This window comes from Cupriavidus sp. H39 (assembly GCF_050271075.1).
Lineage (GTDB): Bacteria > Pseudomonadota > Gammaproteobacteria > Burkholderiales > Burkholderiaceae > Cupriavidus > Cupriavidus necator_B.
The window spans coordinates 3063083-3075198 of sequence record NZ_CP189848.1 but is presented as its reverse complement, the minus strand read 5'-3'; the positions used below and the strand labels follow the sequence as shown (position 1 = coordinate 3075198).

Genomic DNA, 12116 nt, shown 5'->3' with positions numbered 1-12116 from the left:
AGCGCCTGCCCTCACCCCCGGCCCCTCTCCCGCTCGCGGGAGAGGGGAGCAAACCGGCGGCATCGATGCGTCAAAGAAAATACCCCGTGCGGTAATCCGGCACGGGGTATTTTTCATTGAGGCGGTCAGGACTTCAGGAAGCGGGCGCAGCCCCAGGCAACGACGCCACGCAGTAAGCCGCAATCGCCTCCAGCACCGCATCGGACTCACCCACCGCGTCCGCGCAATGAATGCGCAGGCCGGGGTAAGCCTGCCGGCATTGGTCGATCAGCGCAGGCAAATCGCGCCGGATATGGCCGCCCTGGCCGAAGAACACCGGCACCACCGTGACCTCGGCCACGCCACGCGCGGCGAGTTCGGCCAGCGCATCGGGCAGCAGCGGTGACATCAGCTCCAGGAACGCCAGCCGCACGTCGCAGCCGGGCAGGGCAGCAACCAGCTTCTGTTGCAGCCGCTCGAACGGCTCGCGCCAGCGCGCATCGCGCGCGCCGTGCGCGAACAGGACCAGGGCTTGGGCGGGTGCGGTCATGGCAATCCCTGTCCTAATGCCGGTCCACCCAACGCAGCGCCAGCAGCGCCACCATCAGGTAAAGCGTGCCTGGCACCAGCGCCGAGATGATCGGCGGCCATGTATGCAGCAAGCCGACGTGCGAGAACAGCGTGTTCGACAGGTGGAACGACAGCCCCAGCATGATGCCGCCGAACACCTTCACGCCGACCGCGCCGGCGCGTGCGTGCAGGTAGGCGAACGGCAGCGCCAGCGCCACCATCACGAACAGCGTCAGCGGGTAGATGACCTTTTTCCAGAACGCGATCTCGTAGCGCTGCGTGTCCTGCTTGTTGTCGCGCAGGTGGCGGATATAGCGGAACAGGTCAAGCGTCGACATCCGCTCCGGCGTGACCAGCAGCACTGACAGGATCTGCGGCGTCAGCTCGGAGTGCATGGCCACGCGCGGGAACTTGACCTGCTCGGCGCGGAAGTCGGGCGCCAGCGCGTCGCGCGCGGCGGCGGCCGCCGGCTGCGGGCCCTGCGCGTGTGGCGACAGTTCGACGAAGCGGGTCTCGCTGACGTTCTGCAGCTCCCATGACTGGCCGCCCTGATAGCGCCCCTCCTGCGCCACGCGGATCACGCGCAGCCGGTATTGCGGGTCGAACTCATACATGGTGACGCCGGTGATGGTCTGGTCCGGCCGCAGCCCCGCCACATTGACGAAGCGGGTGATCTCGCCACCGGCATCGTCATTCTTGTCGCGGTCCTTGACCCAGACCCCCGAGCGGAACCCCGCAGACACCGTGGCGCCGATCGCTTCCAGCTTGACCTTCTGCGCGTATTGCTCGGCGCGCGGGCCGATGAACTCGCCGAAGATAAAGGTCACCAGCGCCAGCGGCACCGCCAGCTTGAACAGCGAAAACAGCGCCTGGCGCGTGTTCAGCCCGGCCACGCGGAAGATGGTGTACTCGGACTGGCTGGCCAGTTGCGAGAACACGTAGATGGCGCTGATCAGCACCGCGATCGGCAGCACCTCGTACACCCGCGTGGGCGCTTGCAGCAGGACGTGGAACAGCGCGATCAGCGACGTGTACTGGGCGTTGACGTTCTCCAGCTCGTTGAGCATGTCGAAGAACACGAACAGCGACAGCACCGCGAACAGGATGAAGGCGAACACGCCATACACCAGCCGGCCGAAATAGCGTTCATAGACGCGCAGGATCCTCATGCCCGGCCTCCGGTGGCAGCGCGTGCCTGGCTATCGCGCCCGCGCATGCCGAACACGGCGCGCCAGCCGCCGAGGCTGCGGTTCTGGCGATAGCGGAACAGCAGCAGCGCCCCCAGGAACACCGTCAGGTGGATCGGCCACCAGGCCAGCCAGAACGGGATCGAGCCATTGCGTACCCAGGACTGCGACAGGTTGATCAGGTTGCTGTAGGTCAGGTAGATCAGCACCGCGAACACCAGCGGCGTGTAGCGGCCCAGGCGCGGGTTCACATAGGCCAGCGGGATCGCGATCATGACGAAGTTGAAGGCCAGGATCGGCAGCGAGATGCGCCACACCAGCTCGCCCAGGTTCTCGCGCGTGGGATTGCGGATCAGGTCGATGGTGTCGCGGCTCTTGGGCGGCAGGCTGGCCTCGGACTCGGGCGGCTTGTTGTCGATCTTGACCGCATAGCGCTCGAACTCGACGATGCGGTAGTCGATCTGGCCGGGCGTGCCGGAATAGCGCCGGCCGTGCTCCATCACCACCAGGCGGTCGCCGTTGGGCATGGTCTCGAACTGGCCCTGGTGCGCCAGCGCCACGCCGATCTTGTTGGCTTCGGCATTGGCGACGAAGACATTGCGCGCATGCTTCATGTCGGCGTCGATGCCCTCGATGAACAGCACGTAGTTGGCCTTGGCCGGCTCGATGAAGCGTCCGGCGGCGATCATCGACATCACCCCGCGCTGCTCGAAGCGGTCGCGGAACAGCGCGCTCTGCTGGTTGGCCCACGGCCAGGCGAACATGCCCAGCAGCAGCGCCAGCACGATGAAGGGCGCGGCGAACTGCAGCACCGGCTTGACCAGGTCGCGCAGCGAGATGCCGGCTGAGAACCACACCACCATTTCCGAGTCCTTGTACCAGCGCGTCAGCACGATCAGGGTGGAAATGAACAGCGTGGCCGACAGCAGGATCGACAGGTAGCCGATGGTGGCCAGGCCGATCAGCATCAGCACGTCGTTGGGGCTGGCCTTGCCGTTGGCGGCCATCCCCAGGATGCGGATCACGAGCGAGGTGAGCATGAAGGTCAGCATCACCAGGAACACCGCCCCGGCGGTGTAGGCAAGCTCGCGTCGCAGGGCTTGTTGAAGGATCATGCGGGTTCGGTTCCGGGCTGCCGGCCGGATCGGGCGATGTGCCGTGCGAGGTGCCTGGCAGAACAGCTGGCTGACGGCACAGCGTGCTGTCAACGTGACCGGGGCGTATCAGCGGCGGCAGGTCGCGGGGTAAAAATCGCGGATAATGGAGGCTTTCGTGTCTAACGAGCCCCTGGAAGGAAGCGCGATGGAATTTAGCACAAAAGCCCTGGATTTGAGCAAAGCCGGCCAAAATGGTTTCCTGGCGACCAAGACCGACTGCCTGGTGGTCGGCCTGTTCGAAGGCCAGAACCTGGGCGGCGTGGCCAAGGCCCTGGATGTGGCCACCAAGGGCTTGGTGGCGCGGCTGGTCAAGCAGGGCGACTTCGAGGGCAAGCGCGGCACCCACCTGATGTTGCATGAAGTGGCCGGCGTCGGCGCCGCGCGCGTGCTGCTGGTCGGGCTGGGCAAGGAGGCCGAGTTCTCGGACAAGGCCTTTGCCGATGCCGTGCGCGCCGCGGTGCGTGCCTTGTCGTCCACGCGCGCGACCTCGGCCTTGTGGTGCCTGGCGCAGCAGGCGCCGCTGCAGCGCGACGTGGCCTGGGCCGTGATCACCACCATCACGCTGGTGCGCGAGGCCGGCTACCGCTTGCTGGAGCGCCATCCGGGGCTCAAGCGCGCCAACGCCCAGCATGCCGCCAGCGGCAAGCCCAATGGCAACGACCAGGCGTCGCTGCGCAAGGTCGTGATCGCGGTCGACAGCGGCGACGCCCGCGCCGCCACCCAGGCCGCGGTGCGCGGCACCGCCATCGCCAACGGCATGGAGCTGACGCGCGACCTGGGCAACCTGCCGTCCAATATCTGCACCCCGACCTACCTCGCCAATACCGCGCGCAGCATCGCCAAGCGCCACAAGCTCAAGGCCGAGATCCTCGGCCGCAAGCAGATCGAGGCCCTCAACATGGGCGCGTTCCTGGCCGTGACCAAGGGCAGCGAAGAGCCGCCTCAGTTCATCGTGCTGCGCTATGACGGCGCCGGCGCCAAGCAGGCGCCGGTGGTGCTGGTAGGCAAGGGCATCACCTTCGACACCGGCGGCATCTCGCTCAAGCCGGGCGAGGGCATGGACGAGATGAAGTACGACATGTGCGGCGCCGCCTCGGTGCTGGGCACCATCCAGGCCGTGGCCGAGATGGGGCTGAAGCTCAATGTCGTCGCCGTGGTCCCCACCTGCGAGAACATGCCCAGCGGCATCGCCACCAAGCCGGGCGACGTCGTCACCAGCATGTCGGGGCAGACCATCGAGATCCTGAACACCGACGCCGAAGGCCGCCTGATCCTGTGCGACGCGCTGACCTATGTCGAGCGCTTCAAGCCGGCCGCGGTGATCGACGTCGCCACGCTGACCGGCGCCTGCATCATCGCGCTCGGCCACGTCAACAGCGGCCTGTACGCGCGCTCCGACGCGCTCGCCGATGCGCTGCTGCAGGCCGGCCGCCGCGCCATGGACACCGCCTGGCGCATGCCGCTGGACGACGAGTACCAGGACCAGCTCAAGTCCAACTTTGCCGACATGGGCAATATCGGCGGGCGCCCGGCAGGCAGCGTCACCGCGGCCTGCTTCCTGGCGCGCTTCACCGAGAAATACGACTGGGCCCACCTGGACATCGCCGGCACCGCGTGGAAGAGCGGCGCGGCCAAGGGCGCCACCGGCCGTCCGGTGCCGCTGCTGACGCAGTTCCTGATGGACCGCGCCGCCTGACCGCGGCGCCACAGAGCCGGAGCGGAAACCGTCCATGACGCGCATCGACTTCCACAGCAACGTGCCGGACGTGCTCGGCTATGTCTGCCGCCTGGTCCGCAAGGCGTACGGCGCCGGGCAGAAGGTGGTGATCCACGGCGCGCCGGCGCAGCTGGCCGACCTGGACGCGCGCCTGTGGACCTTCTCCGCGCTCGACTTCCTGCCGCATTGCGGCCTGGAAAGCCCGAACGCGGCGATCACCCCGATCCTGCTGGCCGCCACCACCGAAGGCGTGCCGCACCACCAGCTGCTGATCAACCTGGCTGACCAGGCCCCGGCCCAGTTTGCCAGCTTCGAGCGGCTGATCGAGGTGGTGGGCGCGGGTGAGGTGGCGCGCGAGGCCGGCCGGCAGCGCTATCGCTTCTACCGCGAACGCGGCTATCCGCTGACGCACCACGACATCGGCCAGCCCAAGGGAGACGCCGCATGAGCGAACGCACCACTTCGCGGGTGATCCCGCGGCCAGAGCCGCACGACAGCATCCCGCTGCTGACCGAGGTCGTGGAACTGCCCGATGCCGACGCCGCGGCGCCGGCGCAGGCGGGCGCCGCGGCCGACGATGGCGTGATCGACACCTTCGGCATGGACGATGCCGGGCTGGTGATGCAGGTGGGCGATACCGGCGACGCCGCGCTCGACAACGCGCTGGCGCCGGCCCAGCCCGACGGGGAACCGGCCGCAGCCCCGGACGGCGGCGAGGACGACCTGCGCGCGTTGCGCACGGAACTGCTGAGCCGCGTGATGATGCGCTTTCGCACCGAATGGCCGCAGGTGGTCGCCGCCCACACCGAAGCCACGCTGCAGGCGCGGCTGGCACCGCTGACGGCGCAGCTGGCCAGCGAGCTGACCCAGTCGCTGGAAGCGCGGCTGGTGGAGTGGCTGGATGCGACGCTGGAAGAGATGGAGAAGGCGCCGGGAACGGACTGAGGGTTTGCACCCCTCTCCCGCTTGCGGGAGAGGGGTGCGTCCGCCAGGGACGACGGTCCTGCAAGCGCTCTCCAGACAACAAAAGCCTGCGACCACGCGCAGGTTTTCAGATATCCACCAACTCCGCAGTCAGTCCGTCACCGCCCCCTTGCTCGCGGTCGACGCCAGTCGCGCAAACTTTGCCAGCACCCCGCGCGTATAGCGCGGGGTCGGCGCCTTCCAGCTGGCGCGGCGCCGGGCCAATTCTTCGTCCGGCACGTTCAGCTGCAACAGCAGCTGGTGCGCGTCGATGGTGATCGAGTCGCCCTCCTGCACCAGCGCGATGGTGCCGCCCACGCACGCTTCCGGCGCGACGTGGCCGACCACCATGCCCCAGGTGCCACCCGAGAAGCGGCCGTCGGTGATAAAGCCGACCGACTCGCCCAGGCCCTTGCCGATGATGGCCGAGGTTGGCGCCAGCATTTCCGGCATGCCGGGGCCGCCCTTGGGCCCCAGGTAGCGCAGCACCAGGATGTCCCCGGCGTTGATCCGGTCGGCCAGGATGGCGTCCATCGCGCTCTGCTCGTCCTCGAACACGCGCGCCGGGCCGGTGATCACCGGGTTCTTCAGGCCGCTGATCTTGGCCACCGCGCCTTCTTCGGCCAGGTTGCCCTTCAGGATGGCCAGGTGGCCCTCGGCGTAGAGCGCGCGTTCGATGGGCAGGATTACGTCCTGGTCGGCGCGCGGGGTGTCGGGCACGTTCTCCAGCTCTTCAGCCAGCGTGCGGCCGGTGATCGTCAGGCAATCGCCATGCAAGAGGCCCGCCTTGAGCAGGATCTTCATGACCTGCGGGATGCCGCCGGCGCGGTGCAGGTCGGTGGCCACGTACTGGCCCGAGGGCTTCAGGTTGCAGATCACCGGCACCTTGCGGCGGATGCGCTCGAAGTCGTCGATGGTCCATTCCACTTCGGCGGCATGCGCGATCGCCAGGTAGTGCAGCACCGCGTTGGTCGAGCCGCCGGTGGCCATGATCAGCGCCACCGCGTTTTCGATCGAGCGGCGCGTGATGATGTCGCGCGGCTTGATATCCCGCTTGACGGCCTCGACCAGCACGCGCGCCGATTCGGCGGCGCTGTCGACCTTTTCCTGGTCCGGATTGGCCATGGTCGACGAGTACAGCAGCGACATGCCCAGCGCCTCGAACGACGAGCTCATGGTGTTGGCGGTGTACATGCCGCCGCACGAGCCAGTGGACGGGCAGGCGTTCCGTTCCACCCCTTCGAAGTCTTCCTCGCTCATGCGCCCGGCGGTGAACTCGCCGACGGCCTCGAACGACGACACGATGGTCAGGTCCTTGCCCTTCCAGTGGCCCGGCTTGATGGTGCCGCCGTAGACATAGATGCCCGGCACGTTGGTGCGCGCCAGCGCGATCATGCCGCCCGGCATGTTCTTGTCGCAGCCGCCGATCACTACCACGCCATCCATCCACTGGCCCTGGGCCGCGGTCTCGATGCAGTCGGCGATGACTTCGCGCGAGATCAGCGAGTACTTCATGCCCTCGGTGCCCATCGACATGCCGTCCGAGATGGTCGGGGTGCCGAACACCTGCGGGTTGGCGCCGGCGGCCCGGATCGCGTCGATGGCCGCGTCGGCCAGGCGCTGCAGGCCGGCGTTGCACGGCGTGATGGTCGAATGGCCGTTGGCGATGCCCACCATCGGCTTGTCGAAGTCTTCCTTCTGGTAGCCGAGCGCGTAGTACATCGAGCGGTTGGGGGAACGCGCCACGCCTTGCGTGATATGCCGGGAGCGCTTGTTGAATGCCATGGTGGAGTCTCCGGAATTTTCGTTCTATGCCGCCACGCGACGGCATGGCAGGCGATGTTGTGGGCCAAGAATGACGCCTGCGTTTTAGTGTGTCAAATGGATTATTCGGCCGTGATCGCGCGCCGGGCTGGTGGGCTGGCCGCCGAGGCGGGTGGGGTTTTGTGACATCATTACGGGCTACGATGCGCGCGCGGGCCTGGTGCCGGCATCGCGGTGCAACCTTCGCCGCACCCGGACGTCGAACCTGGCCTGGTCTGGCTGAATCCAGCCGCGGCCTTCACAACCACCATTCACGCCAACATGCTGATTCATCCCCAGTTCGACCCGGTTGCCATCCACCTGGGCCCGCTTGCGATCCGCTGGTACGGGCTGATGTACCTGGCCGGGTTCGTCATGTTCCTGTGGTTCGGGCGCCTGCGTATCCGCCAGCCGCACATCGCCGCCAAGGGCTGGACCACGCGCGACCTGGACGACATGCTGTTCTTCGGCGTGCTGGGCGTGATCCTGGGCGGGCGGCTGGGCTACGTGCTGTTCTACAAGCCGTCGTACTACCTGTCGCATCCGCTGGAGATCTTCAAGGTATGGGAAGGCGGCATGGCCTTCCATGGCGGCTTCCTCGGCGTGGTGGTGGCCATGTGGCTGTTTGGCAGGCTGCGCCGGCGCCACTGGATGGAAGTGACCGACTTCATTGCGCCGATGATCCCCTGCGGGCTGGCGGCCGGGCGCATCGGCAACTTCATCAACGGCGAGTTGTGGGGTCGTGCCACCGACCTGCCATGGGGCATGATCTTCCCGCAGGCCGGCGACAACATCCCGCGCCATCCGTCGCAGCTCTACCAGTTTGCCGGCGAGGGCGTGGCGCTGTTCATCATCCTGTGGCTGTTCGCGCGCAAGCCGCGCCCGATGGGGGCGGTGTCGGGCGTCTTCCTGATCGGTTACGGCGCGTTCCGCTTCGCCGCGGAATTCGCGCGCGAGCCCGACAACTTCCTGGGCCTGCTGGCGCTGAAGCTGTCGATGGGGCAGTGGCTGAGCCTGCCGATGATCCTGGCGGGCATTGCCATGGTGATCTGGGCCTACCGCCGCCAGCCTGGCGCCGGCGCGCCGCAGCCGGCGGCCTGAACCTGGCTACCTGGCGGCGCGGCGCAGCGCGTCGATGCGCGCCTGGGTGTGCGGATGCGTCGACAGGAACTCTTCGCTACGCCCCGCCTGCGCGTCGGCCGGCTTGCCTGCGCGTTGTTCCAGCGCGACCAGCACGTCGGCCAGCGCCGCCGGGGGCAGGCCGTTGCGCTGCATGATGTCGATGGCATAGGCGTCGGCCTCGCGCTCGTGGTCGCGTGAATAGCGCAAGGTCAGCATGGCGGCGGGGACTCCCGCCAGCACCGACGAGATATCGCCGAACAGATAGGCCGACAGCGCGGCCAGCGCCGACCCCTGGATCACCTGCTGCAGCCCGTGGCGGCGCGCCACGTGGCCCGCTTCGTGGGCCAGCACGCCCATCAGGCCGGCGCCGGTGCCGGCCAGGCCGACCAGTTCATCGGTGACGATGATGGTGCCGCCCGGCAAGGCCAGCGCATTGGCGCCGATTTCACCGCCCTGGCGGAATTCGATCCGGTAGTCGTGCGCGGCGTCGCTCGGGCGCCGCAGGGCCGCAAAGCTGGCACGGATGCGCGCCTGCTCGGCGGCCGGCAGCCGGGTCGGCCCGACCATGCCCTGGTCCAGGCTCGCCAGCGTCAACTGGCCGAGCCGGGCCTCGAGTTCGGGCGGCACCGCGCGTGCCATCATGCCCGCGCCCCACGGCAGCAAGACGTAGTAGCCCAGCACCAGCAGCGCCACCAGCGCCGCCACGGCAAGGCCGGCCAGGCGCCAGCTGTTCTGCGCGCGCGCCACCAGGCCGTCGCGGTGGCCGGTGGCGGCCAGCAGGCGGTCGAAGGCGGCATGGTCCGTGACCTCGCAGAAGGCGCCGTCATCAAACGTGACCAGCCGGGGCGCGCGCCGCACGCGCTCCGACACGCGCAGCTGCGACAGCGGCGCGCGCCGCAATTCGGCGCCGTCGGCGTCGCGCAGCACGGCTTGCTGCGCTTCCACGGCCAGCGTGGCCGGATGCGCGCGCGACGAGCGGCCGTCGAAGAAGGTGACCGGGATCATGGCGCGTCAGAGCGCGATGTCGATGTCGTACCAGTCTACCGCCGCATCTCCCAGTGCCCCCACCTGCTGGACCTCGCCGGCGACGAAACTGTCGAGGGAGCCGGCCGTCAGCATGGTCACGCATTGCAGCCGGTAGCGCGCGGTGCGCACGCGCGCGAACGGCAAGAACAGGCCGAGCGTCAGCGCGATGGCAATCAGGTTGGTGACGAAGATAAAGACCAGGCGGGCGGCCCCCACCTCGCTGCGGAAGGCGTGCGGCGCCAGTGTGGTGTGGCTCCACACCACGTTCTGCAGCCGCGCCCTCAGGTAGGGACTGACCGCCAGCATGCCGAGGTAGAAGCCGGCGATGCCTAAGCCAAGCAGCGCCGCCGCGCCGAAATTGCCGATGCCCGGCGCCATCACGAAGCCGGCCACGGCCGCCACCAGCGTGGCCGCCAGCACCACGCCGAAGGCACGCAGATAGGCCCGGTAGAAATCGCCCGCACCGGCGTGGAAGCCGAACGGTGCGGTGCCGAAGCGGGTGTGGTTGTGCTGGTAGCGCTTGAAGCGCTGGTGCGCCACCGGCCCCAGCAAGCCCAGCGTGACCACCGCGGCCAGCGGCCACAGCACGAACACCTGGTAGGCCGCGGCATCGCCCCCGGTGAAGGCGAAGCGCAGGCCGCGGTAGCTGGAGTTGGCCATGCGGAACCGCAGCGAGCGCACCAGCAGCAACGGGAACACCGCCAGCAGCACCAGCAGCATCGCCAGCGCCAGGAACGGCGAGAAGGTCGAGGCCAACTGGAAGGCGAGCACCAGCGCAAACACGATGGCACGGCCTTTCAGGATGGCCGACGGCTTGCCGTGGTAGTCGAAGCTGGCGCCGTCCAGCTGAGTATTGCGATAGAAATACTGCAGCGTGCGCACCTTGGCCCAGGCCGAATAGACGCCGAAGGTGACGAGGGTCAGCAGCGCATTGACAATCCAGATACGGAAATACTCGGAGCCCGACCCGGTGAAGCGAAGACCGAGCGGCCGCAGTGGGGCAGCGCGCGGGCCGGCGGGTGATGTTGGTTCTGCCCGGGCGGGGGCCAGTGTGAAATCGCTGCTGCCAGCTTGCATGGTGTGAACTCCAGGGATGTGCGATTGATACAGGGAAACCAGCGGGGAAACCTGCGGTGGCCGGCGCTGTTTCAAAATCGCAACGATGCCAGCCAAGGCAATTGCGGCGACGGCCTCACATTCTGACACCGATAAATACCGCCGACGGCACAAATTGCATCGGAGCTTGCGGCCGGCCTATGCCGCAACGTCCTCACCATGGAAAACCCTCGTAACGCTTCGGAAACATTCTGTTACACTGATCTCGTCCTGTAACAAATTTTGAGCCGGTGCCATCCATAAAATCAAGGGCTTAGCCCGATTGGCACGTAAATCGCTAGTATTCTTGTTACAAGATGAGCGGCGAGCCACAGCCGCCACGGCAGTGCCCAGGGGGGGGTACGGCTCTCGGGTCGAATTGCGTTAGCCGCGCTGCACGGATCAAAGGGCACGGGAAAATCCACGCGCTTCGCGCGTTTGCAACAGGGGTGGCGCAGGGCCAGCGCCAGGTCAATCCATGGACCCACGCATCGGATGCCATCGGTGTCCGCGTGCGATGATCAAGCGGTACTTGCAGTTCTTTCAGGCGCGGGCGTTCCTTGCGGGGAGGCAAGGAACGTCCGCCGCACCTCATTCCCCGATCCCTAAGCTGTCCTGCGTGCCTTGCGGCGCAGCATCGAAATCCCTTGTATCGTTCGCGCCCTAATCCATAATTATGAATTATGACTTAGGGGCACGCGCCCGTAGGTCTGCGAGATACAGGAGATGGGATGCGCATCGTCCAGCAGGCGCTGTACCTGGAAGTGGCAGACCGGCTGCGCGCGATGATCGACGCGCATACGCTGGTACCCGGCGCATGGATCGATGAAAGCGCGATGGCCGAAACCCTGGGCATCTCGCGCACCCCGCTGCGCGAGGCCCTCAAGGTCCTCGCCGCCGAGGGCCTGGTGCGGCTGGAGCCGCGCCGTGGCTGTTTCGTCAATGAACTGTCCGAGCAGGACCTGGACGAGATCTTCCCGCTGATGGCGTTGCTGGAAGGGCGTTGCGCCTATGAAGCGGCCCGCAACGCCACGCGCGCCGACCTCGACGCGCTCGACGGCCTGCACGCCGACCTGGCGCGCTATGCGCAGGCCGGCGAGATCGACGCCTACTACGAGACCAACGCCCAGATCCATGAAGCGATCCAGCGGCTGGCGGGCAACCGCTGGCTGAGCGGGCTGATCAGCGACCTGCGCAAGGTGCTGCGGCTGTCGCGCCACAAGAGCCTGAAGTTGCCGGGGCGGATCCAGGAATCCTGCGCCGAGCACCTGACCGTCTTTGCCGCGCTCAAGGCGCGCGACCCGGAAGGCGCGGAAGCCATGATGAAGACCCATTTGCTGCGCCAGCGCGCCGCGCTGCAGGCGCTCGATGCCGGCGGCGCCGCGATCGCGCAAGACGTAAAGGCCGTGCGCGCGCCGCCGGCCTTGCGCGTGGCGGGCGCGGAAGAGTAGCTTCCGAACGCGCGCTATGCCAGTCCGAATTTTTCTCCCACGTTCC

Annotated in this window: 11 protein-coding genes; 5 read left to right on the top strand and 6 right to left on the bottom strand. The window is 67.5% G+C overall.

Annotation, left to right across the window (positions count from 1 at the left end):
• Window positions 1-133: 133 nt before the first annotated feature.
• Genes ACOCMH_RS29610 through lptF form a run of 3 tightly spaced genes read right to left on the bottom strand, consistent with a single transcriptional unit; the run spans window position 134 to window position 2851 of the window.
• Window positions 134-529 (bottom strand): sirohydrochlorin chelatase, encoded by a 396-nt coding sequence (locus ACOCMH_RS29610; RefSeq protein WP_427311002.1) that lies wholly within the window; start codon window positions 527-529, stop codon window positions 134-136.
• 13 nt (window positions 530-542) lie between these two features.
• Window positions 543-1718, bottom strand: coding sequence for an LPS export ABC transporter permease LptG (gene lptG, locus ACOCMH_RS29605; protein ID WP_427311000.1), 1176 nt, complete (start codon window positions 1716-1718; stop codon window positions 543-545).
• Window positions 1715-2851 (bottom strand): LPS export ABC transporter permease LptF, encoded by a 1137-nt coding sequence (gene lptF, locus ACOCMH_RS29600; protein ID WP_427310998.1) that lies wholly within the window; start codon window positions 2849-2851, stop codon window positions 1715-1717. Before lptF ends, lptG begins: the two co-directional genes overlap by 4 nt.
• A 187-nt stretch (window positions 2852-3038) precedes the next feature.
• Between lptF and ACOCMH_RS29595 the strand changes: the two genes are divergently transcribed.
• From ACOCMH_RS29595 to ACOCMH_RS29585, 3 genes are read left to right on the top strand one after another with little or no spacing between them, the layout of a single operon-like run.
• Window positions 3039-4589 (top strand): leucyl aminopeptidase, encoded by a 1551-nt coding sequence (locus ACOCMH_RS29595; RefSeq protein WP_427310996.1) that lies wholly within the window; start codon window positions 3039-3041, stop codon window positions 4587-4589.
• 34 nt (window positions 4590-4623) lie between these two features.
• Window positions 4624-5058, top strand: a complete 435-nt coding sequence (locus ACOCMH_RS29590; protein ID WP_427310995.1) for a DNA polymerase III subunit chi — start codon at window positions 4624-4626, stop codon at window positions 5056-5058.
• A complete protein-coding gene (locus ACOCMH_RS29585) occupies window positions 5055-5555 on the top strand; it encodes a hypothetical protein (protein WP_427310993.1) in 501 nt (166 codons plus the stop codon). Before ACOCMH_RS29590 ends, ACOCMH_RS29585 begins: the two co-directional genes overlap by 4 nt.
• Before the next feature lie 129 nt (window positions 5556-5684).
• Here ACOCMH_RS29585 and ilvD read toward each other — a convergent pair whose 3' ends face one another.
• Window positions 5685-7358, bottom strand: a complete 1674-nt coding sequence (ilvD, locus tag ACOCMH_RS29580) for a dihydroxy-acid dehydratase (RefSeq protein ID WP_427310991.1) — start codon at window positions 7356-7358, stop codon at window positions 5685-5687.
• A gap of 300 nt (window positions 7359-7658) precedes the next feature.
• Between ilvD and lgt the strand changes: the two genes are divergently transcribed.
• Complete coding sequence (lgt, locus tag ACOCMH_RS29575) at window positions 7659-8477, top strand: prolipoprotein diacylglyceryl transferase (RefSeq protein WP_116357238.1); 819 nt, start codon at window positions 7659-7661, stop codon at window positions 8475-8477.
• Window positions 8478-8483: 6 nt separating this feature from the next.
• Here lgt and ACOCMH_RS29570 read toward each other — a convergent pair whose 3' ends face one another.
• Window positions 8484-9503 carry a M48 family metallopeptidase gene (locus tag ACOCMH_RS29570; RefSeq protein ID WP_427310989.1) on the bottom strand — a complete coding sequence of 340 codons (1020 nt, stop codon included), beginning with the start codon at window positions 9501-9503 and terminating at the stop codon, window positions 8484-8486.
• A gap of 6 nt (window positions 9504-9509) precedes the next feature.
• Window positions 9510-10601: a YjgN family protein gene (locus tag ACOCMH_RS29565; protein WP_427310988.1), complete on the bottom strand. Its 1092-nt coding sequence runs from the start codon at window positions 10599-10601 to the stop codon at window positions 9510-9512.
• Between the two features lie 749 nt (window positions 10602-11350).
• On the opposite strand from ACOCMH_RS29565, the gene ACOCMH_RS29560 reads away from it, so the two are divergent.
• A complete protein-coding gene (locus ACOCMH_RS29560; protein WP_427310986.1) occupies window positions 11351-12070 on the top strand; it encodes a GntR family transcriptional regulator in 720 nt (239 codons plus the stop codon).
• The last annotated feature ends 46 nt before the right edge of the window (window positions 12071-12116 follow it).